24 protein-coding genes are annotated in these 25,425 nt (G+C 60.4%); 16 read left to right on the forward strand and 8 right to left on the reverse strand.

Going from position 1 to position 25,425, the window contains the following annotated elements:
* Window positions 1-108: 108 nt before the first annotated feature.
* The 8 genes from CQ002_RS19320 to pepN are packed head-to-tail and all read left to right on the forward strand — an operon-like array spanning window position 109 to window position 8,576.
* Window positions 109-999, forward strand: coding sequence for an NAD(+) kinase (locus CQ002_RS19320; RefSeq protein ID WP_003217892.1), 891 nt, complete (start codon window positions 109-111; stop codon window positions 997-999).
* Window positions 996-1,970 carry a metallophosphoesterase gene (locus tag CQ002_RS19325; protein WP_177431175.1) on the forward strand — a complete coding sequence of 325 codons (975 nt, stop codon included), beginning with the start codon at window positions 996-998 and terminating at the stop codon, window positions 1,968-1,970. Before CQ002_RS19320 ends, CQ002_RS19325 begins: the two co-directional genes overlap by 4 nt.
* Before the next feature lie 38 nt (window positions 1,971-2,008).
* Window positions 2,009-3,358 carry an ATP-binding protein gene (locus CQ002_RS19330; RefSeq protein WP_105162074.1) on the forward strand — a complete coding sequence of 450 codons (1,350 nt, stop codon included), beginning with the start codon at window positions 2,009-2,011 and terminating at the stop codon, window positions 3,356-3,358.
* Window positions 3,358-3,843 (forward strand): hypothetical protein, encoded by a 486-nt coding sequence (locus tag CQ002_RS19335; RefSeq protein ID WP_098466368.1) that lies wholly within the window; start codon window positions 3,358-3,360, stop codon window positions 3,841-3,843. The genes CQ002_RS19330 and CQ002_RS19335 overlap by 1 nt, the downstream gene beginning before the upstream one ends.
* Window positions 3,843-4,766, forward strand: coding sequence for a lipopolysaccharide assembly protein LapB (locus tag CQ002_RS19340; RefSeq protein WP_034104595.1), 924 nt, complete (start codon window positions 3,843-3,845; stop codon window positions 4,764-4,766). The genes CQ002_RS19335 and CQ002_RS19340 overlap by 1 nt, the downstream gene beginning before the upstream one ends.
* Before the next feature lie 51 nt (window positions 4,767-4,817).
* Window positions 4,818-5,078 carry a YeaC family protein gene (locus CQ002_RS19345; RefSeq protein ID WP_016972751.1) on the forward strand — a complete coding sequence of 87 codons (261 nt, stop codon included), beginning with the start codon at window positions 4,818-4,820 and terminating at the stop codon, window positions 5,076-5,078.
* The gene (locus CQ002_RS19350; protein ID WP_034104598.1) at window positions 5,075-5,905 is read left to right on the forward strand and encodes a DUF2797 domain-containing protein; all 831 of its coding nucleotides are present in this window, start codon (window positions 5,075-5,077) and stop codon (window positions 5,903-5,905) included. Before CQ002_RS19345 ends, CQ002_RS19350 begins: the two co-directional genes overlap by 4 nt.
* A gap of 13 nt (window positions 5,906-5,918) precedes the next feature.
* Complete coding sequence (gene pepN, locus CQ002_RS19355; RefSeq protein WP_105162075.1) at window positions 5,919-8,576, forward strand: aminopeptidase N; 2,658 nt, start codon at window positions 5,919-5,921, stop codon at window positions 8,574-8,576.
* 54 nt (window positions 8,577-8,630) lie between these two features.
* Here pepN and CQ002_RS19360 read toward each other — a convergent pair whose 3' ends face one another.
* A complete protein-coding gene (locus CQ002_RS19360) occupies window positions 8,631-9,677 on the reverse strand; it encodes an aldo/keto reductase (RefSeq protein ID WP_105162076.1) in 1,047 nt (348 codons plus the stop codon).
* A gap of 160 nt (window positions 9,678-9,837) precedes the next feature.
* Between CQ002_RS19360 and CQ002_RS19365 the strand changes: the two genes are divergently transcribed.
* The 4 genes from CQ002_RS19365 (at window position 9,838) to CQ002_RS19380 (ending at window position 12,726) form a co-directional block, all read left to right on the forward strand.
* Entirely contained in the window at window positions 9,838-10,554 is a 717-nt protein-coding gene (locus tag CQ002_RS19365) for a YafY family protein (RefSeq protein ID WP_105162077.1), read from the forward strand.
* 52 nt (window positions 10,555-10,606) lie between these two features.
* Window positions 10,607-10,942 (forward strand): nuclear transport factor 2 family protein, encoded by a 336-nt coding sequence (locus tag CQ002_RS19370; protein ID WP_034104606.1) that lies wholly within the window; start codon window positions 10,607-10,609, stop codon window positions 10,940-10,942.
* A gap of 15 nt (window positions 10,943-10,957) precedes the next feature.
* Window positions 10,958-12,061: a cell division protein ZapE gene (zapE, locus tag CQ002_RS19375; RefSeq protein WP_105162078.1), complete on the forward strand. Its 1,104-nt coding sequence runs from the start codon at window positions 10,958-10,960 to the stop codon at window positions 12,059-12,061.
* A gap of 173 nt (window positions 12,062-12,234) precedes the next feature.
* The gene (locus CQ002_RS19380; protein WP_034104610.1) at window positions 12,235-12,726 is read left to right on the forward strand and encodes a GNAT family N-acetyltransferase; all 492 of its coding nucleotides are present in this window, start codon (window positions 12,235-12,237) and stop codon (window positions 12,724-12,726) included.
* A gap of 110 nt (window positions 12,727-12,836) precedes the next feature.
* Here the strand turns inward: CQ002_RS19380 and CQ002_RS19385 are convergent, their stop codons facing one another.
* The 4 genes from CQ002_RS19385 to CQ002_RS28250 form a co-directional block, all read right to left on the reverse strand.
* The gene (locus CQ002_RS19385) at window positions 12,837-13,058 is read right to left on the reverse strand and encodes a hypothetical protein (RefSeq protein ID WP_034104612.1); all 222 of its coding nucleotides are present in this window, start codon (window positions 13,056-13,058) and stop codon (window positions 12,837-12,839) included.
* A 144-nt stretch (window positions 13,059-13,202) separates the two neighbouring features.
* Window positions 13,203-15,431, reverse strand: coding sequence for a TonB-dependent siderophore receptor (locus CQ002_RS19390; protein ID WP_069023374.1), 2,229 nt, complete (start codon window positions 15,429-15,431; stop codon window positions 13,203-13,205).
* A 112-nt stretch (window positions 15,432-15,543) separates the two neighbouring features.
* The gene (locus tag CQ002_RS19395; RefSeq protein ID WP_105162079.1) at window positions 15,544-17,292 is read right to left on the reverse strand and encodes a phosphoethanolamine transferase CptA; all 1,749 of its coding nucleotides are present in this window, start codon (window positions 17,290-17,292) and stop codon (window positions 15,544-15,546) included.
* 161 nt (window positions 17,293-17,453) lie between these two features.
* A complete protein-coding gene (locus CQ002_RS28250) occupies window positions 17,454-17,633 on the reverse strand; it encodes a DUF6026 family protein (RefSeq protein ID WP_141537479.1) in 180 nt (59 codons plus the stop codon).
* 270 nt (window positions 17,634-17,903) lie between these two features.
* Between CQ002_RS28250 and gnd the strand changes: the two genes are divergently transcribed.
* The 3 genes from gnd to CQ002_RS19410 are packed head-to-tail and all read left to right on the forward strand — an operon-like array spanning window position 17,904 to window position 21,228.
* Window positions 17,904-18,887 (forward strand): phosphogluconate dehydrogenase (NAD(+)-dependent, decarboxylating), encoded by a 984-nt coding sequence (gnd, locus tag CQ002_RS19400; RefSeq protein ID WP_034104618.1) that lies wholly within the window; start codon window positions 17,904-17,906, stop codon window positions 18,885-18,887.
* Window positions 18,884-20,407: a glucose-6-phosphate dehydrogenase gene (gene zwf / locus CQ002_RS19405; protein WP_034104620.1), complete on the forward strand. Its 1,524-nt coding sequence runs from the start codon at window positions 18,884-18,886 to the stop codon at window positions 20,405-20,407. Before gnd ends, zwf begins: the two co-directional genes overlap by 4 nt.
* Window positions 20,404-21,228 (forward strand): Cof-type HAD-IIB family hydrolase, encoded by an 825-nt coding sequence (locus CQ002_RS19410; RefSeq protein WP_034104622.1) that lies wholly within the window; start codon window positions 20,404-20,406, stop codon window positions 21,226-21,228. The genes zwf and CQ002_RS19410 overlap by 4 nt, the downstream gene beginning before the upstream one ends.
* Before the next feature lie 66 nt (window positions 21,229-21,294).
* Here the strand turns inward: CQ002_RS19410 and CQ002_RS19415 are convergent, their stop codons facing one another.
* On the reverse strand, window positions 21,295-21,555 hold the full coding sequence (locus CQ002_RS19415; RefSeq protein ID WP_034104624.1) for a hypothetical protein: 261 nt from the start codon (window positions 21,553-21,555) through the stop codon (window positions 21,295-21,297).
* A gap of 342 nt (window positions 21,556-21,897) precedes the next feature.
* On the opposite strand from CQ002_RS19415, the gene CQ002_RS19420 reads away from it, so the two are divergent.
* Window positions 21,898-23,223, forward strand: a complete 1,326-nt coding sequence (locus CQ002_RS19420) for a sigma-54 dependent transcriptional regulator (RefSeq protein WP_069023369.1) — start codon at window positions 21,898-21,900, stop codon at window positions 23,221-23,223.
* 107 nt (window positions 23,224-23,330) lie between these two features.
* Here CQ002_RS19420 and CQ002_RS19425 read toward each other — a convergent pair whose 3' ends face one another.
* Window positions 23,331-24,629 carry an autotransporter outer membrane beta-barrel domain-containing protein gene (locus CQ002_RS19425; RefSeq protein ID WP_034104628.1) on the reverse strand — a complete coding sequence of 433 codons (1,299 nt, stop codon included), beginning with the start codon at window positions 24,627-24,629 and terminating at the stop codon, window positions 23,331-23,333.
* A 49-nt stretch (window positions 24,630-24,678) separates the two neighbouring features.
* Complete coding sequence (locus CQ002_RS19430; protein ID WP_034104630.1) at window positions 24,679-25,425, reverse strand: hypothetical protein; 747 nt, start codon at window positions 25,423-25,425, stop codon at window positions 24,679-24,681.

Raw genomic sequence — 25,425 nt, forward strand, 5'->3', positions numbered from 1 at the left:
TGAGAACCCTTGTCATCAAGTCTTCACGGCGACAAAGGATTTTGCCTGGGACGGCCTTTCGCCCATAATCGTTCTTTTTTGCCACACCCCAAATCCCGCAGGAGCCCCATGGAGCAATTTCGCAATATCGGCATTATCGGTCGCCTGGGCAGTACCCAGGTGCTGGACACCGTCCGCCGGCTGAAAAAGTTCCTGCTGGAACGCCACCTGCATGTGATCCTCGAAGACACTATCGCTGAAATCCTGCCGGGCCACGGCCTGCAAACGTCGTCGCGCAAGATGCTCGGTGAAGTCTGCGACATGGTTATCGTGGTCGGCGGCGACGGCAGCCTGCTCGGCGCCGCGCGCGCACTGGCGCGGCATAACGTGCCGGTGCTGGGGATCAACCGGGGCAGCCTGGGTTTCCTCACCGATATCCGCCCGGATGAGCTCGAAGTCGAAGTGGCCAAGGTGCTCGACGGCCATTACCTGGTGGAAAACCGCTTCCTGCTGCAAGCCGAAGTGCGCCGCCATGGCGAAGCCATTGGCCAGGGCGACGCCCTCAATGACGTGGTGCTGCACCCTGGCAAGTCCACGCGGATGATCGAGTTCGAGCTGTATATAGACGGCCAGTTCGTGTGCAGCCAGAAGGCCGACGGCCTGATCGTCGCCACGCCCACCGGCTCCACGGCCTATGCGCTGTCGGCGGGAGGCCCGATCATGCATCCCAAGCTGGATGCCATTGTGATCGTGCCGATGTATCCCCATATGTTGTCGAGCAGGCCCATCGTGGTCGACGGCAACAGCGAGCTGAAAATCGTGGTGTCCAAAGACATGCAGATCTACCCACAGGTGTCCTGTGACGGTCAGAACCATTTCACCTGCGCCCCCGGTGACACCATCACCGTGAGCAAGAAGGCACAGAAGTTGCGGTTGATCCACCCGCTGGACCACAACTACTACGAAGTGTGCCGCACCAAGCTGGGCTGGGGCAGCCGCTTGGGGGGTGGAGGCGACTGATGCTCGATCCCGCGCGTAGCTACGACCTGATTGGTGACGTGCACGGTTGCGCCCATACCCTTGAGCACTTGCTCGACCTGTTGGGCTACCACAAGCAGGGCGGCACCTGGCGTCATCCGTCGCGCATGGCGGTGTTTCTCGGCGATATCATCGACCGTGGCCCGCGTATCCGCGAGGCGTTGCATATCGTCCACGACATGGCCGAGGCCGGCCAGGCGCTGTGCATCATGGGCAACCACGAGTTCAATGCCCTGGGCTGGACCACACCGGCACCGCCGGGCAGTGGCAAGCAGTTTGTGCGCGAGCACAACCCACGGCATGCGCGGTTGATCCACGAAACCCTGACCCAGTTCGAACACCACCCGGCCGATTGGCACGACTTCCTCGGCTGGTTCTATGACATGCCGCTGTTTGTCGATGCCGGGCGCTTCCGCGTGGTGCATGCGTGCTGGGACGACGGCTTTATCCAGCCGCTGCGCGCGACCTTCCCGGACGGCTGCATCGACCAGCACTTCCTGCAGGCTGCAGCCGTGCCGGGCAGTTTTGCCTGCAACGCGTTCGACCGCCTGCTGCGTGGCACCGACATGCGCCTGCCGGATGGTCTCACGCTGACCGGTGGCGATGGCCTGACGCGTTCGTTCTTTCGCACCAAGTTCTGGGAAGACGACCCGAAAACCTACGGCGACATCGTGTTCCAGCCCGATGCCTTGCCCGAGCCGGTGGCGTGCACGCCGTTGTCGTCCACCGAAAAGAATTCCCTGTTGCGCTACGGCGTCGACGAACCGTTGTTGTTCGTCGGGCACTACTGGCGCAGCGGCAAACCGGCGCCGATCCGCCCGAACCTGGCCTGCCTGGACTACAGCGCGGTGCTGTACGGCAAGCTGGTGGCGTACCGCCTGGACCAGGAAACCCGCCTCGACCCGCGCAAGTTCGTGTGGGTCGATGTCGAGCGGCCGGAGGTGCTGACATGAGCCCCTGCGCGCTGCACATGCACTGTTGAGGAACCTCCATGGATGATTCGACGTTCGACCAACTGGAGGCTGCGCTGGCCGCTGCCCCCGGTAACGTCGCACTGCTGACCGTATTGCTGGGCGCCAGCCTCGAGCGTGGCGAACACGCGCGCGGGCTGAAGCTGTTGCCCGCCGACCTAGAGCAATGGCCAGACGCCCCAGCGCTGAAGCGGGCGGCGGCGCAACTGCTGCTCGCCGATGGCCAGGCGCACAAGGCACTGCCTTTGATCGAGGGTGAAGACCCTGCCGCGCGCCTGCTCAAGGCCCGTGTCCTGGCGGCACTGGAGCGCCTCAAGGAAGCCCAGGTGGAATACCGCGCGGCGGTGGACGCCAACCCGGCGCTGGAAGACATGGTGTTGTGGCGCCGCCTGAATGTGTCGGTGGTGGACTTTCCTGGCGCCGAGGGCCGCCCGCGCCTGCGCGTGATCTCCAATGACGACACCGACCAGAGCGAAGTCGTGCGCCTGCTGGTGCCGGAAAACGAAACCCTGACCTTCGATGACATCGGCGGCCTGGATGAGCTGAAAAAGACCATCCACAAAAAGATCATCTTGCCGTACCAGAAGCCGGGCCTGTTCCAGCGCTTTCGCAAGAAGGTCGGCGGCGGCGTGCTGCTGTACGGCCCGCCGGGTTGCGGCAAGACCATGCTGGCCCGCGCGACGGCGGGGGAGTGCAAGGCGACGTTTTTCAATGTGGCGATCTCCGACGTACTGGATATGTACATCGGCGAGTCCGAGCGCAAGTTGCATGCGCTGTTCGAGCAGGCGCGGGCCCAGGCGCCGGCGGTGATGTTTTTTGACGAAGTCGAGGCACTGGGTGGCAAGCGCGCCAATACCCGCGAGTCGACGTCGTCCAAGCTGGTCAGCCAGTTCCTCTCCGAGATGGATGGTTTTACCAATGACAACCACGGCGTGCTGATCCTCGCCGCGACCAACGTACCCTGGTCGGTGGACTCGGCGTTCCGTCGTCCCGGCCGGTTTGACCGCGTGTTGTTTGTACCGCCACCGGATCGCCCGGCGCGCGAGGCGATGCTCAAGGCAATGATGAAAGGCCGCCCGATGGCCGACGACATCGACTTTGCCTTCCTGGCCAAGAACACCTCGGGCTTCTCCGGTGCCGATCTCAGCGAGTTGGTGGAAACTGCCGCCGATGAAGCCATTGAAGCCTCCATCGACACTGGCGCCGAGCAGTCGATTTGCGACCGGCATTTCAAGCAAGCCTTGAAAGAGGTGCGCGCCACCACCCTGGAATGGCTGACCACGGCGCGCAATTACGCGCGTTATGCCAACGAAGGCAACCAGTACGATGAAGTGCTGGCCTTCCTCGACAAACACGGGAAGGGTCGCTGATGGCGCAGTACGGTGGTTATCGCATCGAAGATGAGCCGCGCCCGGGCGCCTTGGCCAAATGGGCGGTATCGCCGTTCTGGCCGCTGCTGGGCCTGATGCTGGGCGGCGCTTGGCTGGGCTTGCCGTGGTTTGTGTTCAACGCCATCGCCGTCGGTAGCCCGACGCGGGTGCGCGAGTGGGTACTGGCCGGCGTTGCGCTGGTGGGCAGTATCGTGATCGGTTTTGTGCTGCTGCAACTGGTGGGCGCGGGGTATCTGCAGACCCAGGCACAAATCCAGTATGCCTTGCTGGTGCTGGTGGTGTGGAAACTCACCCTGGGCTACCTGCTGTATATGCAGCAAAACGCGACCATCGAGATTTACCAGTACTACGGCGGCGAGCTGAGCCGCTTTGGTCTTCCGTTGGCGTTGATTGGTGGCTTCGTGCTCAAAGGCATGGTCGTCAAATGGCTGCCGTACACCCTGTGGTATCTGGTGGTGAGCTGATGAATACCGACTATCTGCTGCAACTGGCCTACCAGCGCCTGCAGGCTGGCCATAATGACGGCGCCATCGACGCACTGCGCCAACTGCTGGCCAGCGATCCGCATTCGGCCGAAGCCCATGCCCTGCTGGCGATCTGCTTGATGAACATGCGCCGCGTGCATGCCGCCAAGCGCGAGGTGCAGTTGGCCCTGGCGGCCGATGCGCAACTGCCACTGTCCCACTATGCTGCCGCACAAGTGGCGATTGCCCTGCGCAAGTTCAAGTTGGCTCAGGAGCACGTGACCCAGTTGTTGGACATGGAACCGCTGAACCCGGCGTATTACCGTTGCCAGGCCGAGTTGTACGAGCTCACCGGTCGCCTCGCGCAGAGCCGCGAGCCGTTGGAAAAAGCCTTGCAACTGGGCCCCGACGACCCTGCCAACCTAGTGGCCATGGCGCAGTTTCACCGCGCCAGCAGCCACTGGGACCAGGCGTATCAGTTCGCGCGCCAGGCGTTGCAGGCGGACCCATCAAATGCAGCAGCGGTGGTGGTGCTCGGCCACCTGTTGCTGCGCGAAGGCGATATCAATGGCGCCCGCGACCACGCGATCTGGGCCTTGCAAGAGAACGCCACCAACGTTGCGGCCCTGCACTTGCTCACGGCCGTCAAGGCGCGCAGCAATGTATTCCTCGGCACATGGTGGCGCTTCAATAGCTGGATGAACGAGCGCGGCGCCACCCGCGCCATCATCCTGCTTCTGTGCATGTTTGTGGTCTACCGTGTAGTGGTTATTACGTTGACGGACCAGGGCTATCCGCAAGTGGCCGAGATGGTCAACTGGCTGTGGCTGGCATTTGCCGCCTACACCTTCGCGGCGCCGCAGATCTTCCGGCGGTTGCTGGACAAAGAGCTTGTACAGGTCAAGCTCTCCAAGGAATTCTGACGGGCCGGGCCCCGTCACCCACGTACTCGCTGAACCTCAGAGGTTGTTCACATGTCATCTTTTGCTGAAATGATCGAAAACATCACCCCGGACATCTACGAGAGCCTCAAGCTTGCCGTGGAAATCGGCAAGTGGTCCGATGGCCGCAAGCTCACTGCCGAACAGCGCGAGCTGTCGCTGCAAGCGGTGATCGCCTGGGAAATCCAGAACCTGCCGGAAGACCAGCGCACCGGCTACATGGGCCCGCAGGAGTGCGCGTCGAAATCGGCACCGGTACCGAACATCCTGTTCAAGTCGGATGCGATCCATTGATTGAAATTGGTCGCGGTGCAGTCAGCAAAATGTCGGCGCAACTCGGTGAGCCGACCGTTCAATACGCGTTTCGCTTAGGAGACGCCGAGGTGCCGGTCAATCCAATGATCGGCACTCACGTGCGCCTGGAGTACCTCGGTGCCATTCATTGCAGCCATTGCGGCCGCAAGACCAAGACCAGCTTCAGCCAGGGGTATTGCTACCCGTGCATGACCAAGCTGGCCCAGTGTGACCTGTGCATCATGAGCCCCGAGCGTTGCCATTACGACGCCGGCACCTGCCGCGATCCAGGCTGGGGCGAAACATTCTGCATGACCGACCACGTGGTGTACCTGGCGAATTCGTCCGGGATCAAGGTCGGCATCACCCGCGCTACCCAGTTGCCGACGCGCTGGCTGGACCAGGGCGCGAGCCAGGCGCTGCCGATCATGCGCGTGGCGACCCGCCAGCAATCTGGTTTCGTCGAAGACCTGTTTCGCAGCCAGGTGGCCGACAAGACCAATTGGCGCGCGTTGCTCAAGGGCGACGCCCAGTCCGTCGACCTCAAGCAGGTACGTGACGCGTTGTTCGCCTCTTGCGCCGAAGGCCTGGTAAGTCTGCAGGAACGCTTTGGCTTGCAGGCCATCCAAACGATTGCCGACATTGAACCGATCGAAATCCGCTATCCAGTCGAGCAGTACCCGACCAAGATCGTCAGCTTCAACCTGGACAAGAACCCGATTGCCGAAGGCACGCTGCTGGGGATCAAAGGCCAATACCTGATCTTCGACACCGGCGTTATCAATATTCGTAAGTACACGGCCTACCAGCTCGCCGTGCATCAGTAGAAGGATGCCACCCATGCGCACCGAACAACCGAAGATGATTTACCTGAAGGACTATCAGGCGCCGGACTACCTGATCGAAGAGACGCACCTGACCTTCGAGTTGTTCGAGGACCACAGCCTGGTCCACGCGCAACTGGTGATGCGCCGCAACCCTGAGCGCGGTGCCGGTTTGCCGCCGTTGGTGCTGGACGGCCAGCAATTGGAGCTGTTGAGTGTCAACCTGGCCGACCAGGAACTGACGGCCGATGATTATCAACTGACCGATAGTCACTTGACGGTGCATCCGCAGAGCGAGACTTTTACCCTTGATACCACGGTAAAAATCCACCCGGAAACCAACACGGCCCTCGAAGGCCTGTACAAGTCCGGCAGCATGTTCTGCACGCAATGCGAGGCCGAGGGCTTCCGCAAGATCACCTATTACCTCGACCGCCCGGACGTGATGAGCACCTTCACCACCACGGTGATCGCCGAGCAACACCGCTACCCGATCCTGCTGTCCAACGGCAACCCGATCGCCAGCGGCCCCGGCGAAGACGGCCGTCACTGGGCAACCTGGGAAGACCCGTTCAAGAAGCCGGCGTACCTGTTTGCCCTGGTAGCCGGTGACCTGTGGTGTGTCGAAGATACCTTCACCACCCTGACGGACCGCACCGTGGCGTTGCGCATCTACGTCGAACCGGAAAACATCGACAAGTGCCAGCACGCCATGACCAGCCTGAAGAAATCCATGCGCTGGGATGAAGAAACCTACGGCCGCGAGTACGACCTCGACATCTTCATGATCGTCGCGGTGAATGATTTCAACATGGGCGCCATGGAAAACAAGGGCCTTAACATCTTCAACTCCAGCGCCGTGCTGGCCCGCGCCGAAACCGCTACGGATGCTGCGCACCAGCGGGTCGAGGCGATTGTTGCCCACGAATATTTCCACAACTGGTCGGGCAACCGCGTGACCTGCCGCGACTGGTTCCAGCTGTCGCTCAAGGAAGGCTTCACAGTGTTCCGGGATTCGGGCTTCTCTGCCGACATGAACTCGGCCACGGTCAAGCGCATCCAGGACGTGGCGTACCTGCGTACCCACCAGTTCGCCGAAGACGCCGGCCCCATGGCCCACGCCGTGCGCCCGGACAGCTTTATCGAGATTTCCAACTTCTACACCCTGACCGTGTATGAAAAGGGTTCGGAAGTGGTCGGCATGATCCACACCTTGCTTGGTGCCGAAGGCTTTCGCAAAGGCAGCGACCTGTACTTCGAGCGCCATGACGGCCAGGCCGTGACCTGCGATGACTTCATCAAGGCCATGGAAGACGCCAACGGCGCCGACCTGACCCAGTTCAAGCGCTGGTACAGCCAGGCCGGTACACCGCGCCTGGCGGTGAGCGAGTCCTACGATGCCGCGGCCAAGACCTACAGCCTGACCTTCCGCCAGAGCTGCCCGGAAACCCCGGACAAGGTGGAAAAATTGCCGTTCGTGATCCCGGTGGAAATGGGCTTGCTGGACGGGAAGGGCGCCGGTATCGCCTTGCGCCTGGCCGGTGAAGCGGCTGCTGGCGCCACGTCGCGCGTGATCTCGGTGACCGAGGCCGAGCAGACCTTCACCTTCGTGGATATCCCGGAGCAGCCTTTGCCTTCGCTGCTGCGCGGTTTCTCGGCGCCGGTGAAGCTGAGCTTCCCCTACAGCCGCGATCAATTAATGTTCCTGATGCAGCATGACAGCGACGGCTTCAATCGTTGGGATGCCGGCCAGCAATTGTCGGTGCAGGTGTTGCAGGAACTGATCGCTCAGCACCAGCAGGGCCAGGCGTTGCACATGGATCAACGCTTGATCACCGCGCTGCGCAGTGTGTTGAGCGACGAAAGCCTGGACCAGGCAATGGTTGCCGAAATGCTGTCGTTGCCAGGTGAGGCCTACCTGACCGAAATCAGTGATGTGGCGGATGTCGAGGCTATCCATGCTGCCCGCGAGTTTGCGCGCAAGCAGTTGGCGGATAACTTGCACGAAGCACTGTGGCTGCGTTACCAGGCCAATCGCGAACTGTCCAAGCAAACGCCTTACGTGGCGGCCGCCGAGCACTTTGCCCGGCGCGCGTTGCAGAACATCGCGCTGTCGTACCTGATGCTCAGCGGCAAGCCGGAAGTACTGGCGGCGACGATCGAACAGTTCGACACCAGCGACAACATGACTGAGCGCCTCACCGCGCTGGCGGTGCTGGTGAACTCGCCATTCGAAGCGGAGAAGGCGCAGGCATTGGCGGTGTTCGCCGAGAACTTCAAAGACAACCCGTTGGTCATGGACCAGTGGTTCAGCGTGCAGGCCGGCAGCGTATTGCCGGGCGGACTGGAGCGGGTCAAGGCGTTGATGGAGCACCCGGCGTTCACCCTCAAGAACCCGAACAAGGTGCGTGCATTGATCGGCGCATTTGCCGGGCAGAACCTGATCAACTTCCATGCCGCCGATGGCTCTGGCTATCGCTTCCTGGCGGATCTGGTGCTCCAGTTGAATGGCTTCAACCCGCAGATTGCCTCGCGCCAACTGGCGCCGCTGACCCGCTGGCGTAAATACGACAGCGCGCGCCAAGCGCTGATGAAAGCGGAGCTGGAGCGCATTCTGGCGTCTGGCGAGCTGTCGAGCGATGTGTTCGAGGTGGTCAGCAAGAGCCTGGCTTAAGCTGTATCGTTGAATGCAAAAAACGGCCTGTTCACCAGGCCGTTTTTTTTCGCCTCAGATAACCGGCGGGCGAGGGGCGTGCGGTCCGTTATCGATGGGAAAACGCTCCGCGATGATCCCATGCGGCACGCCCAGCGGTATGGCACTGGCGGTGTCGAGGCGGGTGACTTGCTCGGCCGACAGTTGCACCTCCAGGGCACCGAAGGTGCTGTCCAGCTGCGCACGGGTGCGTGAGCCCAGGATCGGGATCAGTGCCGTGGTGGAGCGGCGCGCTTTTTCCCGCAGCCAGGCGATGGCGACGTGGGTGGGTGTGGCGCCGACTTCACCGGCCACGGCCAGCAGTGTATCGAGCACTGCGGTTTCGCGGGCGCTGTGTTCGGCGTGCACCAGGATCCCGAGTTTGTTGGCACGGTTATCGTCCTGGGTGTTGCGGTATTTGCCGGTCAGGAAGCCACCGCCCAGAGGCGACCACAGCGTGGCGGCAAGGCCCAGCGCTTCGGCCATCGGCAGCAGCTCGCGGTCGGCGGTGCGCTCGACCAGGCTGTATTCCACCTGGATACCGATGATGGGCGCAAAGCTGCGCACTTCAGCCAGCAGGTCGGCACGGGCAATGCGCCAGGCGGGGAAGTTGGAGAGGCCGGCGTAGTGGATCTTGCCGGCGCGCACCAGGTCGTCGAGGCCGCGCAGGATCTCTTCCATGGGCGTGACGTTGTCGCTCATGTGTGCCCAGAGCAGGTCGATGCGATCAGTGTTCAAGCGCTTGAGGCTTTCTTCCACCGAGCGGACCAGGTTCTTGCGGTTGTTGCCGAGCCTGATCGTACCTTCATCGGACGGTTGGGTGCGCAGGGTGTACTTGGTGGCCACCACCAGGTTGTCGCGCTCGGAGGCGATGAATTCACCCAGCAGCTTTTCGGCCTGGCCGAACTGGTAGCCGTTGGCGGTATCGAGGAAATTCCCGCCGGCCTCCAGGTAACCGTCGAAGATCTGCTTGGCTTCATCGCGCTCGGCGCCATGGCCCCAGCCCGTACCGAAGTTGCCGGTGCCCAAGGCCAATTCGGATACCAGCAAACCGCTGCGGCGGCCAAAGACTTTATTGCGCATACAAGGACTCCTGAGGCAGTGGGTTTATTAAATGTTTAGCAACATGTATTTAATATGATGCTGGCAATGTATTTGGTCAAGCGGCTTTTTTGCTGCTGACGTTTTCTGACAGGGGCCTCTGCTAAGCTGCGGCACGTTTCCTCTTTCGGCAGGCATTCCCGTGTCGCGTACCACCCGTCTACTGACTTTGCTCCAGACCCTGCGGGGCAAGAAACGTCCGGTGACCGCCGCCGTGCTGGCGGCGCAGTTGGAGGTGTCCGAGCGCACGCTGTACCGCGATATCGCCGAACTGACCGCTTTGGGCGCACCTATTTTTGGCGAGGCGGGCGTAGGGTATGTGCTGCGCAGTGGCCTGTTCCTGCCGCCATTGATGCTGAACGCCGAGGAAACCGAAGCGATCGTGCTCGGCTTGCGTTATGTGGACCAGCGCGGTGATGACGTGCTCAGCCGCGCCGCCGCCAATGCCCTGGCCAAGGTCGCCGACGTGCTCGACCCGGCCGCCCAGGAAGCCTTGCGCAACCCGACGGTATTGCCCGGACCGCCAGGGTTTGGCTACCCGGAAAACCGCGTCCCGCTCAAAGTGTTTCGCGAGGCCATTGGCAACCAGGCCAAGTTGCATATCGATTACGCAGACGCCAGCCAGACCCAGAGCCAGCGCTTGATCTGGCCACTGGCCCTGGGGTTTCTGAATGAGGTGCGGGTGATCGTGGCTTGGTGTGAGTTGCGTGGTGCCTATCGCACCTTCCGCACCGACCGCGTGGCGAGTGCCGAAGCGTCCGGTGGACGTTACCCAGGCCGCCGCAGTGACTGGCTGAGGGCCTGGCGCAAGCTGCTGGAGGCGAATGAATCTGGACCCTTTACTCCTGACAAAAACTGACACACCTGTGGCTTAGCATGGCGCTACAAATCACCAAGAAAGGAGCTGTGCCATGTCTATCCCCGAGTTGGCGCCGGCCATCGTGGCCTATATCACGGCCGCCAATACCCGTGACACCTCGGCTATCGCCCAGTGCTTTGCCGAAGATGCCAATGTGTTCGATGAGGGCCAGCACCAGATCGGCGCAGCGGCCATTGCGCGCTGGATGGAAGACACCGGGCGTCGCTACCAGCCGCGGGTCGAAGTGCTCAAGGTGCAACACCGTACCGGCAAGGTGCTGGTCAGCAACATCGTGTCCGGCAATTTCCCGGGCAGTCCCTTGGAGCTGCGCTACACCTTTCGCTTGAACGAGCAGGGCAAGATTTCACGCCTGGATATTTCCCTGTAGTTCATACTGACGGGCATGACTTTCGACTCGCCCCTCGCTGCTTACCAACACGCTATCGCTCAACAGGGTTTCGTTGCCGACGACGCCCAGCGCCGTGCGGTGGACGCCCTGCAAGCCTGCCATGAAGCCCTGCACCAGGGCCATGCGCTAATCACCGGCGTGTACCTGTGGGGGCCGGTGGGGCGTGGCAAGACCTGGCTGATGGATCAGTTCTACCAGAGCCTGCGGGTGCCTGCGCGACGCCAGCATTTTCATCACTTCATGGGGTGGGTGCATCAGCGCCTGTTCCAACTGACCGGCATCCACGACCCTTTGCAGGCCCTGGCCCGGGAACTCAGCCAGGAAGTGCGCGTTCTGTGCTTCGATGAGCTGTTCGTCAGTGACATCGGTGACGCGATCATCCTTGGGCGTTTGTTCCAAGTGATGTTCGAGGAAGGCGTGGTGATGGTCTGCACCTCCAACCAACCGCCTGACCAGTTGTACGTCGAGGGCTTCAACCGCGAGCGTTTTTTGCCGGGGATCGCGGCGATAAAGCAGCATATGCGCGTGGTTGCGGTGGATGGGGGTGAGGACCACCGGCTGCATCCGGGTGTGGGTATCCAGCGCTACTGGGTCAACCAGCCGGAGGCGCTGTCCGAGGTGTTCAAGCAATTGGCCGAAGGCCAGCCAACCAGCAGTGGGCCGATTGCCGTGGGGCATCGTTCCATTGTCGCCGTGCGGTCCAGTGCCACCGTGCTCTGGTGCCGTTACGCCGCGCTGTGCGAGCAACCCCTGGCGGCGATGGATTTCATGCTGCTGTGTGATCGCTTCAAGGCGATTTTGCTCGCAGAAGTACCCTGCCTCAGTGCGCAAAAACGCCCAGGCCGAATCGCCCGCGGCACTGAGGACGGCGCGCAGCGGGTAGTGGCCGGTGACCGCGAATTGCCGGCATTGTCGGTACACGATGACAGCGTGCGTCGTTTTATTGCCCTGGTCGACGAGTGCTACGACCGGAAGGTGCCGTTATTCATCGAGGCCCAAGTGCCGCTGGAACAACTTTATACCGAAGGCTATCTGGAATTTCCCTTCCGCAGGACCCTCAGCCGCCTGAAAGAAATGCAGTTGCAGCGTTTCGGCTAAGGCCTGTGCGAAAAAAATCCAGAATCGTCTGGTTGTGCTTTTTCGACGGCTCAGCCTTCGCGTTTTCATGCGCATTTTTGTAGTTAATCTCCTTCATCTGGCGCCTGCTCCACGCTTACAATCGTGCCCCTCTCAGGGAACCGATTCCCTTTTAGTCGTGATCGAGGATGGAAATGGACACCCCGGATATCCTGGTGCTGCAAGCCAGCTACACCAACCCCGTGCATGCCGAAGCAATTGGCCGCGTGCTCAACCATTACGCGGAAGACCCGATGGGGGGCGGTCACAGCCTGTCTGCCGATCTTCTGGAGCAACTGCCGGGCGAACTCGCCAAGCGCGCCCACGCGTTCAGTGTGCTGGCGTTCGTGGGAGGTGAGCCGGCAGGTCTGGTGAATTGCTTTGAAGGCTTCTCCACCTTTGCCTGCCGCCCGCTGGTCAATATCCATGACGTAGCGGTGATGGGGCCGTTCCGTGGTTTGGGGCTGAGCCAGAAAATGCTGCAGAAGGTCGAGGAAATCGCCCGTCAGCGCGGCTGCTGCAAGATCACCCTGGAGGTGCTGGAAGGCAATGCCGTGGCTCAAGCGGCGTATCGCAAGTTTGGTTTTGATGATTCGATGTTTGACCCCGCCCATGGGCGCATGTTGTTCTGGAGCAAACCGCTTTAACAACTAACAGGCAAAAAAAAGGCGCCGTTAGTTAAACGGCGCCAAGTACACCTTAGCCATAGGAGCAGTAGGGTAAGGGGGTGTGCGGTTAAATCAGATGTGCCGCTGAATCAAGTGTTCGGTTGTTGCTCGGCGGTGGAGAGGCCAGTGGCTTCTTTCTTTGCGTTCTTGCCATCGGCCTGGGCAGTTTGCTCAGCGGTGCCGTGAGTCTTCTGCTGCATGAACGTGAAGTTGTTGTAGAACTCCTTCGAGCGTTCGGAACCGCCTTCGGCAAAGGCGGCGGCTGAGGTCAGGGTCATTAGGCTGGCAAGCATCAGGGTCGAGAGTTTCATGGCAGTATTCCCATTAAGAGTGATCGGTATCCGCTCTGTCCTTGATCAGATTCATGGGGCGAGTTTGGCGTGAGTTTATTAAGTAGGAATTAACGCGAATAACCCCAGAAGTTAACAATTTCGTTAACTTCTGGTTAAAGCTACTTACAGCTTCCAGTCCAATGCCAACGTGATTGAGCGCGGGTCGCCCCAATACACGCCATTATAGAAACCGACACGTTCGTAATATTTTTTATCAAATAGGTTGTTGACGTTAATTGATGTCGAAACACGTTCATCGAACTGGTAGCGCGACATCAGGTTGACCACGGTGTAGGCCTGTTGGGTGATCTTGGTCGGTGTCGTGATGAGATCGCCGTCCTGATTCCTTGCTCCCGTCGGGCGCCCGGCAAAGGCGTAGAAGTCGCTCTGCCAATTGACAGCACCCCCCACTGTCAAGCCACGCCATTCACCGGGCAGGCGATAGGCTGTCGACATCTTCAGCAGGTTCATCGGTTGATCGGTGTTGTTGCGTTGCTGATCGCCGTTGAGCGAGTGGGTGTAGGTGTAACCGGCGGTGAGGTTCCAGTCGCGCATGACTTCGCCGGACACCTCGACTTCAAAACCCTGCACCTTGTTGCCCTTGCCTCCGGACTTGTAGAACTGCTCGCGGGTGATCGGGTCTGGTGGGGCCGCATTGTCGAGTTCGGCCACGTTATCCTGGGTGCTCCAGAAGTAAGCGGCGGCCAGGTTCAACCGCTCGTTCAGCAGGCTGCCCTTGAGGCCGATTTCGTAGTTGCTGCCCACCACCGGTTCCAGGTATTTCTTGCTGGCATCACGTTCGTCCTGCGGATTGAAGATATCGGTGTAGCTGGCATATACCGTGTATTGCGGCGTCAGGTCGTAGAGCAGCCCTGCGTAGGGCGTCCACATGTCGTTGTGGGTCTGGCGGGTCTTGGGTTCGGGGATGCGCTGGTTATTGGCGTCGTAGTCAACAGGGGTGCTTTCGATTTCCCAACTGCCGTACCGGCTGCCCAGTACCGCGTGCAGCCTGTCGGTCAGGCTCAGTCGAGTGGCCAGGTACCCGGCCTTCTGTTGTTTGCTGGAGTGTGGGCCCTTGAGTCCGGTAGTACGGTCGGGAAACTTGACGATACCGCCCATGTGTTGCCAATCAGGGATCGTTTCGTAGCCATCGGGTGTGCTGTAGCGCTGATAGGGCGAGGAGTCCCGCTGCTCCGACTCGCCATACCCAACCATCAATTCATGCTCGCGGCCCAGCAGTGTGTAGGCACCGGCGAGGTTGAAGTCCACGGCATCCATTTTCGAGGTGCCGACCATCTGGTTGGTCCAGGCGGTCATGCCGCTGCCATCCGGATTCGGGAATCCCGCGCCGCCGTAGTACACCTTGCCGTCGGTATCGCTTTGTCGGTGGGTGTAGGCGGCCTTCAGGCGCCAGTCCTCGGACAGTTTGTGGTCGAGGGAGGCAAAGGTGGTCTTGTCCTTCAGCGGCCAGGAACTCCAGTCGGTGGCCATGTTGGCGGAGCGTGACAAGCGGGCCTTGCTGCCATCGCTGTTCCAATAGGGCAGTGTGCCCCATGAAGTGCCCTGGACATGCTTGTTCTGATAATCGAAGCCGACGGCTATCACGGTATCGTCTGTCAGATCAGCCTCGAGAATGCCGTAGCCGACTTCCCTTTGCAGAGCATAGTTATCACGAAAGGATTGGCTGTCGCGGTACGCCATCACGGTACGCCCGCGCAGGCGGCCATCAAACGCCAGCGGGCCGCCCACATCCAGGTAGCTGTAGTAGTTGTCATGGCTGGCGCCGCTGACGCCGGCCTTGGCTTGCCACTGTGAAGTCGGGCGCTTGCGGATCATGTTGACCGTGGCCGACGGATCGCCTGCTCCCGTGGTCAGCCCGGTCGCACCGCGTACCACTTCGATACGGTCGTAGATGATGGTGTCGGAGTCCGACTTCATACGCCCAAATGTATTGAGCATGCCGTCCACCTGGAAATTGTTGATGGAGTAGCCGCGCGATGAATAGCCAGCGCGGTCCGAATCCAGGTGCTGGACCGTCACTCCAGTGGTTTGGCGCAGGGCGTCGGTCAACGTATTGAGATTGAAATCATCCATCTGCTGGCGAGTGATCACCGAGATCGATTGCGGGGTTTCCTTGACCGACAGGTTCAGGCGGGTGGCGGTGCTCATTGAGCCGGTGGTGTAGGCCCCAGTGTGTTCGGTGGTGGCACCCAGGCCTTCGGCGGTGATGCTGGTGGCGCCGAGTTCGAGGGCGTTGTTGTCGGGGTCGGTTTCGGCCAGCAGGTCCGGGCTTACTGCCACAGTGAGCAGGCCGAGGGTGAGGGTCATGGAACGGGTTAAGGGCGCGAACATCGGAAGACTCCTTGTCGTCTTTGAAGCCTTCTCGGTGAGAAAAGGCCTTGGCTCAAAGACGAAAGGAGGCGGGGAACTTTAGGATTAAACGAGAATGATTGTTATCTTTCTGTTACAAGGGCTCTTGGAGCACCACCTCGTTCGTGGTCTTTTTCGGCTTGATCAGGCTGAAGTCAATCAAGCCTTTCTGCTGGCGCTCGTAAGGGTTGCCGATCATCAAGGGGCGCGGCTTGAAGCTGTCGCTGACCAGGCTCTTGCTGCGGTCCCATTCATCGAAACTCAGCCCGGCCAGGTCGGCCCAGGTGTGAATCAATTGCGAGCTGCTGTAAGGGCGATGCAGGTCGCCGGCAAAACTCCAGTCGTGGGTTTCGCGCCATTTGGGTGAGGCATAGGCCATGAACGGGATGGTGTACATCGGCGCCGTCGGCTTGCCCTCGTTACGCCCCAGGGTGCCATGGCCTGCAGAGTCGAAGACATCTTCGCCATGGTCCGAGAGGTACAGCAGGAAGCCGTTGGGGTCGGTCTTGGCGTAGTCCTTGATCAGGCTCGACACCACGAAGTCGTTGTACAGCACGGCATTGTCATAGCTGTTGTAGGTCGGCAACTGTGCATCGCTGACGCCAGCCGGCACGCCCTGGCGATCGGTGAACTTGTCGAAGGTCGGCGGGTAGCGGTACTGGTAGCTCATGTGAGTACCCAGCAGGTGTACCACGATGAACTTGCGTTCGGCAGGGTCGGCCAGGGCCTTGGCGAACGGTGCCAGCACATCGCCGTCATACTGGCGGGCATTCTGGTTGCGATTGTTGTTCAGGTACACCTGTTCGTCGGCCTGTTCGGAAAAGGTCGTGAGCATGGTGTTGCGCTTGGTCATGGTCTGCTGGTTGGTGATCCAGTAGGTCTTGTAGCCCGCCTGTTTCATCACACTGACAATCGACGGGGTCTTGAGGTACAGGTCCGGGTTTTCTTCGTCGGCGAAGGTCAGCACCTGTTGCAGCGCTTCAATGGTATAGGGGCGCGGGGTGATGACGTTATTGAACACCGCCAATTGGTCGCGCAGCTTGTCCAGTTCTGGTGTGGTGTTACGCGGGTAACCGTACAGGCCCATGCGCTGGCGGTTGGTGGACTCGCCGATCACCAGCACCAGCGTGGACGGCTGGCCAGCCATGCTGTCCTTGAGGTTCTTCAAGGGCGGGATCTGGCTGGCGCTGGTAAGCATGCCTTGCATGTTATCCAGTTGCTCGGTGTAGCGACGGTAAGCCACGATCATCTGCCATGGCACGGCCGGCTCGATGCGGGTTTCAAAACGATCGATAGCCTGTTCCATGTTGTCGCTGGTAGCGATCTGCTTGACCAGCGGATAACCCACCACCGCCAGCACGATGGCTGCTGCTGCCAGCATCGACTGGCCGCGAGGCAGGTAGACCGGGCGCAGGCGGGTCCACAGGAACACGGCGAAGGCGGTATGGGCGATGAACGCCAGCACGATCCACCAGGCGAAATATTGGGTGGCGTATTCGCCGGCTTCAGAGATGTTCGACTCGAACATGATGAAGATGACGCTTTGGGAAAATTCCTGCTGGTAAATGAAGAAATAACCCAGGCTGGCCATGGAGCATGCCCACAGCACTACGCCGATCAAGGCGGCGAGCAGTCGCGTGCGGTGCGGGAACAACAGCATGGGCGCGAGCCACAGCGCGCTCATGAAGAAGGCTTGGCGGAAGCCGCTGAAACCCGAGGTGCCGGTCAGTTGGATCAGCAGCTGGGTAATGCCCGAGAAGTACCAGAAAAACAGGAACAGCCAACCAAGGCCGGCCCAGTCAAAGCCTTTCGCAGACGTGGTGCTGCGTTTGAACATCGCCATCCAGCGCTCCAACCCGATAATGTTTCAGTTGACGCGCAGGGGCGCGCGCAACAGAGGCCACCCATGCATGGGGTGGCCCTTGGGGGCGGGAGTATCGGGACGGGTATGTGAAAACTTTGTGAGATTTTTGTAGCGGTTATCTTACAAAGTGATGGCCGGGCTTAGCAGAGCGCAGGCTGGGCACCAGAAGGCTGGTCCAACTGGGCTTGGATGATGTGCGAACGCAGGCGCATGACTTCCTGCTGCAACTGTTCGCGTTCGTCTTTCAACTGGCGCAGCTCATCACGTCGAATGGTGACGTAGAGGGTCTGTGGCGGACGGTTCATCTGTGCTGTGCTCATTGCTTACCTCGCAAATAGCCGGTGTATCGCGGTGTGCCAGAACGCTTGAGTCGAGGTTCTCGGCAGCAGTCGGAGGTAATTCTGAATTCTTTTTGCGGACAAGGGAACTTTTTTATTTTTGATGGTCCTGTGACTTTTTGCGCCGTGATGGTGAAACGATGGCAACTTTTTTCCATGAAACTACAGGTATCCGCGCTGGACTAACCCTCATTAGCCTCATTGCGCTATAAACTATGTCACACATTTTTTAGTAGTTAGGAGCATCAGCACATGCAACTGGGGATTATCGGACTAGGCCGCATGGGCGGGAATATTGCACGGCGCCTGATGCTCAATGGGCATACCACCGTTGTTTACGACCGTAACGAAGCATTTGTAAAAGGCCTTAGCGAAGAGGGCGCCACCGGCGTTGCCGACCTCAAGGCCCTGGTTGCCGGGCTGCAAAAACCGCGCACCGTGTGGGTGATGTTGCCGGCGGGCGCGCCCACCGAAGACACTATCAACGAATTGAGCACGCTGCTCGAAGACGGTGATGCAATCATCGACGGCGGCAACACCAACTATAAGGACGACGTTCGCCGGGCCAAGGCCCTGGCTGAAAAGGGCCTGCACTATGTCGACGTCGGTACGTCCGGCGGCGTCTGGGGCCTGGAGCGTGGCTACTGCATGATGATCGGTGGCGACGCCGAGACCGTGCAGCGCCTTGATCCGATCTTCAAGAGCCTGGCCCCGGGCCTGGGCAGCATCCCGCGCACCAAGGACCGTTCCGCCAGCGCCGATCCGCGCGCCGAGCAGGGCTACATCCACGCCGGTCCTGCGGGCTCCGGTCACTTCGTCAAGATGATCCACAACGGCATCGAGTACGGGATGATGCAGGCGTTCGCCGAAGGGTTTGACATCCTCAAGACCAAGAACTCGGAAAACCTGCCGGAAGACCAGCGCTTCGACCTCAACGTGGCCGATATCGCCGAAGTCTGGCGCCGTGGCAGCGTGGTGTCTTCCTGGCTGCTGGACCTGACCGCCGACGCCCTGGCCACCGACCCGAAACTCGACGGCTATTCCGGCTCGGTTGCCGACAGTGGCGAAGGCCGCTGGACCATCGAAGCCGCCATGGAACAGGCCGTGCCGGTTCCGGTGCTGTCCACCTCGCTGTTTGCACGCTTCCGCTCGCGCCAGCAGAGCACCTACGGTGACAAAATGCTCTCTGCCATGCGCTTCGGCTTTGGTGGTCATGTGGAGACTTCCAAAAAATGACCGCCAACGGCAAGAAACCCAAGGCCGAACCCGCTCCGCCCACCACCCTGTTTCTGTTTGGTGCCCATGGTGACCTTGTAAAGCGCCTGCTCATGCCGGCGCTGTATAACCTCAGTCGTGATGGGTTGCTGGGCGATGGCCTGCGCATTGTCGGCGTTGATCACAACGCCATCAGCGACGCCGATTTCGCGAAGAAACTCGAGGACTTCATCCGCACCGAGGCCGCGAGCAAGGTCAAGGGCAGCGGGGACAACGCCCTCGACCCGCAGCTGTGGGCGCAATTGGCCAAGGGCATCAGCTACGTCGAGGGCGATTTCCTCGACGACAGCACCTATGCCGACATTGGCAAGAAGATCGCCGACAGCGGCACCGGCAACGCCGTGTTCTACCTGGCCACTGCACCGCGCTTCTTCAGCGATGTGGTGCAGCGCCTGGGCAGTGCCGGGCTGTTGAGCGAAACCGATGACAGCTTCCGTCGCGTGGTCATCGAGAAGCCCTTCGGCTCCGACCTTGCCACCGCCGAAGCGCTGAACGCCAGCCTGCTCAAGGTGATGAGCGAGAAGCAGATCTATCGCATCGACCATTACCTGGGCAAGGAAACGGTGCAGAACATCCTCATCAGCCGTTTCTCCAACGTGCTGTTCGAAGCGTTCTGGAACAACCATTACATTGACCACGTGCAGATCACCGCTGCCGAAACGGTCGGTGTTGAAACCCGTGGCAATTTCTTCGAAAAAACCGGCACGCTGCGCGATATGGTGCCCAACCACCTGTTCCAGTTGCTGGCGATGGTGGCCATGGAGCCACCGGCGGCCTTTGGCGCCGATGCCGTGCGTGGTGAAAAAGCCAAGGTAATTGGCGCGGTACGCCCGTGGTCCCTGGAAGATGCGCGAGCCAACTCGGTTCGTGGGCAGTACACCGCCGGCGAAATTGGCGGCAAGCAACTGCCGGGCTATCGCGAAGAAGCCAATGTGGCGCCTGACAGCAGCACCGAGACCTTCGTCGCCCTCAAGGTGATGATCGACAACTGGCGCTGGGTCGGCGTGCCGTTTTACCTGCGCACCGGCAAGCGCATGAGCGTGCGCGACACCGAAATCGTCATCTGCTTCAAGCCTGCGCCTTATGCGCAGTTCCGTGACACCGAGGTCGACGAGCTCAAGCCCACCTACCTGAAGATCCAGATCCAGCCCAACGAGGGCATGTGGTTCGACCTGCTGGCGAAAAAGCCCGGGCCGACCCTGGACATGGCCAATATCCAACTGGGCTTTGCCTACAAGGACTTCTTCGAAATGCAGCCATCGACCGGGTACGAAACCCTGATTTATGACTGCATGACCGGCGACCAGACCTTGTTCCAGCGCGCCGATAACATCGAGAACGGCTGGCGTGCGGTGCAGCCATTCCTCGATGCCTGGAAGGAAGACGACGGTATCCAGGCCTACAAGGCGGGTGAGGACGGTCCGGCCGCCGCCGATGCCTTGCTGGCCCGCGATGGTCGTGCCTGGCACAGCCTCGGATGAGTGACGCAGCGATTCATCCCATCCGTTTTATCCTCAGTGACGTGGACGGTACCTTGCTGCATCCCGATCACAGCCTCAGCCAACGCACCGCCGATGCGGTGCGTGCGCTGCGCGACAGCGGGGTGTTTTTCAGCCTGGCCAGCGGGCGGCCGCCCAAGGCCATGCTGCAACTGATCGAAACTTTCGGTATCGATGTGCCGGTGGCGGGCTTCAATGGCGGCACCTTGATCAATCCGGATGGCAGCATCCTGGTGGCCCATCACCTGCCGGCCGAAGCCGCGCTGGTGACCCTGGCGCTGTTTTCGGCCGAGCCGGACGTGGAAGTGTGGGTGTTTGCCGACGGCGACTGGCTGCGCCGTGATCCGCCGGGGCCCATGCTGCAACGCGAGGCCGACGGCTTGGGTTACGGGCCGGTGGTGGTGGAGAGTTTCGAGCCCTATCTGGACCGGGTCGACAAGATCGTCGCCGCCAGTCTCAATACGCAGTTGCTGGTCGAGCTGGAAGCCCAATTGCAGCCCAAGGTGCAGGGGCTGGCCCAGGTGTCGCGTTCACAGCCGGTGTACCTGGACGTGACCGCGATGCTGGCCAACAAGGGCGAGGCCTTGAAGACTTTGGCCGCGCACTTGGGGGTACCCATTGAGCAGACGGCGGCGATCGGCGATGGCGGCAATGACCCGGCGATGTTTCACGTAGCCGGGTTGTCGATTGCCATGGGGCAGGCGGAGGAAACCGTCAAGCGCCAGGCCAGCGTGGTGACCGGCAGCAACATCGAGGATGGCGCGGCCGAAGCGATCGAACGGTTTATTCTCGCCGCGCAATAAGCGACGTGCGCATTAACACTGAACTTGCGCGCCTTTAATCCACGGCGCGCAAGTTACAGTGTTGTCTTACTTGGGCATTGCCCAGGATTGCAACTGGTGGCCATCTTTATCGAGTTCAGCGCGGGCTTGCAACAGCAAGTTTTCCAACTGCGCGGGGTCGGTATAGGTGCTCGACGACAGTTGTTTACTGCCGATGCGGGTATTGGTGCGGTCGATGACACTCAGGCTGAGGGCGCCATTGCCATCGTGCCAGGCCACGCACTGAAAGGGCTGGAAAGCACGGTCTGCGATCAAAAGAGCTTCGTTGATGCGGAGCGGGGCGTTCATGTGGGTTCTCTCTCATTGCCCATTCAAGTGAGTGCCGGCGGTTGGGCTGACCGTGCGGCGGGTTACTTGTACTGATGCACGATGGCCGGGTTCGGGTCACATGCTAGAACAACTTTTTTCAACTTTTACTGATTAACGTCATGTAAGCGGCTGTTTTGAAAGCTGAATGAAAGTGTGCGAGCTGCCGAACTTTTTTGCCTGCCACGCGGCGAGGTGGCTTTTTGCCCCGACTTATAGCGAAACGGTACAAGGCTTGCGTCAGGACCTTGCTAGGGTTAGCAGCAGACGTCACAAACTGTTGTTTCTAAATAAATTTTACAATTTTGACGCCAAGGAACAGTCATGGGTGTACCCCCCGTCCAACGCCGATTGCTAGTGGTTGATCCCTGTGACGACTGCCACGGGTTGCTGCCCGGTTTGCGCATGGCCGGGTGGGAAGTTGACAGTTGCACACTGGAAGCCGTGGGTGACCGATCCTGTGATGTCGGCCTGCTGCGCCTGCAGCCTTATCACCTGGAACGTCCGGAGGCGGTCAAGGAGCTGATCGGCCGCAGCGGTACGGAGTGGATTGCAGTACTCAGCCAGGACGTGCTGCGCCTGCAGAACGTCGGTGACTTTGTCTGCGAGTGGTTTTTTGACTTCCATACCTTGCCCTTCGACGTATCCCGCGTCCAAGTCACCCTGGGCCGCGCCTTTGGCATGGCGCGCCTGCGGGGCAAGGGTCACACACCGGTGGATGAGCCCGAGCATGAACTGCTGGGGGACAGTCGACCGATCCGCGAATTGCGCAAACTGCTGTCGAAACTGGCGCCCACCGAATCCCCGGTGTTGATCCGCGGCGACAGCGGCACCGGTAAAGAGCTGGTGGCCAAGACCCTGCATCGCCAATCCCAGCGCCACGCCAAACCTTTTGTCGCGATCAACTGCGGGGCGATCCCGGAACACTTGATCCAATCCGAACTGTTCGGCCATGAAAAGGGCGCGTTTACCGGCGCCCATCAGCGCAAGGTCGGGCGCATCGAGGCCGCCAACGGCGGCACGCTGTTTCTGGATGAGATCGGCGACCTGCCCATGGAGCTGCAAGCCAACCTGCTGCGGTTTCTCCAGGAGAAGCAGATCGAACGCGTCGGTGGCAGCCAGCCGATTCCCGTGGATGTGCGGGTGTTGGCGGCCACTCACGTCGACCTTGAGGCCGCCGTGGAGAAGGGCGCCTTTCGCGAAGACTTGTACTACCGTCTCAATGTCCTGCAAGTGGTCACCGCGCCGTTGCGCGAACGGCATGGCGACATCGCGATGTTGGCCAACCACTTTTCCCGTTTCTACAGCCAGGAAACCGGCCGCCGCCCGCGCACCTTCAGCGATGACGCTCTGGTCGCCATGGGCGAACACGCTTGGCCGGGCAATGTGCGCGAGCTGGCCAACCGTGTGCGACGTGGCCTGGTACTGGCCGAAGGCCGCCAGATCGAAGCCGTTGATCTGGGATTACAGGGCCAACAGGCAATTTCGCCGCCCATGGCTACACTGGAAGACTACAAGCACCGCGCCGAACGCCAGGCACTGTGCGATGTGCTCAACCGGCACAGTGACAACCTGAGTGTCGCGGCCCGCGTGCTGGGAGTATCCCGGCCCACGTTCTACCGGTTGCTGCACAAACACCAGATCCGCTAGGGCGGGTAAACCGAAAAGCCCCGCAACGACCCTTATCGTTGCGGGGCTTTTCCTTTTGTATCAAGCGGGCTTGCCCCGCGTCGGGCTGCGTAGCAGCCCGCGATTGCCTAGAAGTAATACGGAAATTTCAAGCTGAACGTAAAGTCCGGCGCATCATCCGTCATGCCGATCGCCAGGTTAGGCACGATCGTCAGGTTGTCCGATGCAGCAATCGTCATCCCCACGTTGAAGTAGCCAGCGTTCGCGTCGCTGGACACCACCGATTGCCAGTCCCCGCCGTCAGGCTTGAGCTTGCTCTTGCGTTGCACCAGGTCGGAGACCGAGAACGACATGCTCATCTTCTCGTTCAGCGCGAACGCAACGCCGACGCCAAACTGGAAGCTGTCGCCCAGCCTGACTTTGCCGCCGACTTTCTGGTTGACGTCACTGCTGATGTCGTCGAACGAATCTTCGAAGTTGTGGGTGTACGAGAGCGAGCCAAACAGCACCGCCGGGTCGAACGTCTTGACCAGCGAGATGCCCGGGGTGATCGACCAGACGCCGTTACCGGTAGGCAGGCTTTCAGGTACATAGAGGTTGTCGTTGGTGGTTTGCCTGACCAGCTTGATGCCAAAGGGTTCTTTGCCGGTAGGTGCCTTGACGCGTACCGATACCACCGCGTCCGGCAAGGTGGGGGTTTCGTCGAGGAATTTGTACGCCACGCCGAAGTTCACGTCGCCGATGGTGGGATCGCGGGTTACGTCGGCTTCCGAGGTGGCCGTCGCATCGTTGCCGGCGCCGCTCGACTGGTACGTCGATTCGCGGTACACCACCGGTACGTTGACGTCGAACTGCCAGCGGTTGTCGAAGTTGTAGCGCCCGGTCAAGTCCAGCGTCCAGTTGTCAGCCTTGATGCGGTCCAGGTTGATATTGCCCAGAAAGATCGAATCCAGGGCCAGGAAACCATTGAGGGTCAACTGACGGGCGTCGTAACGCGCATAGGTGATGCCGGTTTCAAAGCTGAACTTGCCATTCCCGAAGAAGCCACTGGCTTCGTTGTACAGGTTGCTCACGCTTTGTGCTGGGGCCGAATCGTCCTTGAGCGACTGCCCATAAGAACTGCCGCCGCCCGCGCCGCCGGATGCGGCTGCGGCGCCCGTGCCAGCGACGGTCTTGCCGCCTTTCTGGAAGTCTGCGGGAGACTTGGCCAGGCGCTTGGGCGCTGCCGTGGCCGGTTGATCTTCCACCTGGCGCACCCGTTGCTCCAACACTGCCAGGGCTTTTTGCTGCACTTCGTACCGCTGCTTGAGTTCCAGAAGCTCCTGTTTGAGTGTATCGATATCGGCGTCTGGCGCGGCATACAACATGGATGCGGGCAAGAGCGTACTTAAACAGACCACCGCACGTAGCGATAACGATCGATGCATGAAATAAGCCGTCCTTTTCTAATGCGTAAGTGTCGAGGGTCAGCGTAGTTCAATAACCGAGAGTGCGTAGGCCTTTAAGTTGATCCAGATTGCAGTTCAAGGCCGGGCCGTTCAGGCCGTTATTGCCCATCACCACATTGAGTTGGGTCATGTTGTTGACGAAGTTGGTATTGCCGGTCAACACCGTGCCCTGCAGCACTTGGCCGCTGCCGATCTGCTGGAGGCTATTGCCTTGGTTATGGTTGGCCTGTATCGCCATCTGCAAGCCGCCGTTGTTGGCCGAGACGCTCACACGGCCTGCCGCGCTGTCGCCGGTCACTGTGCCACCGGCGACCAGTACTTGCCCGGATTGAACGATGTTGGACGGTGCAAAGCCGTTTTCAGTGACGTTGATACCGACGTTGTTGTAGGCGGTATTGCCATCGCCGGCGGTGCGCACGCTTTGGGTCACACCCGTACCGGTGCCCAAGCCTGCACCCCCGACCACATTACCGGTGCCGGTGTTCTGGTTGGTGCCGGTGCCGCTGGCGCCGGTGGTTTGTACGTAGAACTGCGGGGTAATGGTCGATGAGTCGACTTGCATACTGGCTTTGCCGGTGATGGTGTCGCCCACGGCATTGGTCCAGGTGCTGCTCATGACAATACCGAAGCTGATGATTCGCCCCGGCATCACATAACGGCCGCGAAGTTCGGCCATTTCCGAATCCTTGAGCTCGATCGGCTTGAACCCCGAAGAAGCGTAAGTGGGCATTGAGGCTGCCAGACACAAGACCGTCAGCCAACGGGAAGTGTTCAT

Source organism: Pseudomonas sp. MYb13, assembly GCF_002980075.1.
In the GTDB taxonomy this organism is placed as follows: Bacteria; Pseudomonadota; Gammaproteobacteria; order Pseudomonadales; family Pseudomonadaceae; genus Aquipseudomonas; species Aquipseudomonas lurida.

Excerpts from the sequence above, each read along its gene's own strand:
- CQ002_RS19320 (WP_003217892.1), top strand. The coding sequence starts at position 109 with ATGGAGCAATTTCGCAATATCGGCATTATCGGTCGCCTGGGCAGTACC.
- CQ002_RS19330 (WP_105162074.1), top strand. The coding sequence starts at position 2,009 with ATGGATGATTCGACGTTCGACCAACTGGAGGCTGCGCTGGCCGCTGCC.
- CQ002_RS19335 (WP_098466368.1), top strand. The coding sequence starts at position 3,358 with ATGGCGCAGTACGGTGGTTATCGCATCGAAGATGAGCCGCGCCCGGGC.
- CQ002_RS19340 (WP_034104595.1), top strand. The coding sequence starts at position 3,843 with ATGAATACCGACTATCTGCTGCAACTGGCCTACCAGCGCCTGCAGGCT.
- CQ002_RS19345 (WP_016972751.1), top strand. The coding sequence starts at position 4,818 with ATGTCATCTTTTGCTGAAATGATCGAAAACATCACCCCGGACATCTAC.
- pepN (WP_105162075.1), top strand. The coding sequence starts at position 5,919 with ATGCGCACCGAACAACCGAAGATGATTTACCTGAAGGACTATCAGGCG.
- CQ002_RS19360 (WP_105162076.1), bottom strand. The coding sequence starts at position 9,677 with ATGCGCAATAAAGTCTTTGGCCGCCGCAGCGGTTTGCTGGTATCCGAA.
- CQ002_RS19370 (WP_034104606.1), top strand. The coding sequence starts at position 10,607 with ATGTCTATCCCCGAGTTGGCGCCGGCCATCGTGGCCTATATCACGGCC.
- zapE (WP_105162078.1), top strand. The coding sequence starts at position 10,958 with ATGACTTTCGACTCGCCCCTCGCTGCTTACCAACACGCTATCGCTCAA.
- CQ002_RS19380 (WP_034104610.1), top strand. The coding sequence starts at position 12,235 with ATGGACACCCCGGATATCCTGGTGCTGCAAGCCAGCTACACCAACCCC.
- CQ002_RS19385 (WP_034104612.1), bottom strand. The coding sequence starts at position 13,058 with ATGAAACTCTCGACCCTGATGCTTGCCAGCCTAATGACCCTGACCTCA.
- CQ002_RS19390 (WP_069023374.1), bottom strand. The coding sequence starts at position 15,431 with ATGTTCGCGCCCTTAACCCGTTCCATGACCCTCACCCTCGGCCTGCTC.
- CQ002_RS19395 (WP_105162079.1), bottom strand. The coding sequence starts at position 17,292 with ATGGCGATGTTCAAACGCAGCACCACGTCTGCGAAAGGCTTTGACTGG.
- CQ002_RS28250 (WP_141537479.1), bottom strand. The coding sequence starts at position 17,633 with ATGAGCACAGCACAGATGAACCGTCCGCCACAGACCCTCTACGTCACC.
- gnd (WP_034104618.1), top strand. The coding sequence starts at position 17,904 with ATGCAACTGGGGATTATCGGACTAGGCCGCATGGGCGGGAATATTGCA.
- zwf (WP_034104620.1), top strand. The coding sequence starts at position 18,884 with ATGACCGCCAACGGCAAGAAACCCAAGGCCGAACCCGCTCCGCCCACC.
- CQ002_RS19410 (WP_034104622.1), top strand. The coding sequence starts at position 20,404 with ATGAGTGACGCAGCGATTCATCCCATCCGTTTTATCCTCAGTGACGTG.
- CQ002_RS19415 (WP_034104624.1), bottom strand. The coding sequence starts at position 21,555 with ATGAACGCCCCGCTCCGCATCAACGAAGCTCTTTTGATCGCAGACCGT.
- CQ002_RS19420 (WP_069023369.1), top strand. The coding sequence starts at position 21,898 with ATGGGTGTACCCCCCGTCCAACGCCGATTGCTAGTGGTTGATCCCTGT.
- CQ002_RS19425 (WP_034104628.1), bottom strand. The coding sequence starts at position 24,629 with ATGCATCGATCGTTATCGCTACGTGCGGTGGTCTGTTTAAGTACGCTC.
- CQ002_RS19430 (WP_034104630.1), bottom strand. The coding sequence starts at position 25,425 with ATGAACACTTCCCGTTGGCTGACGGTCTTGTGTCTGGCAGCCTCAATG.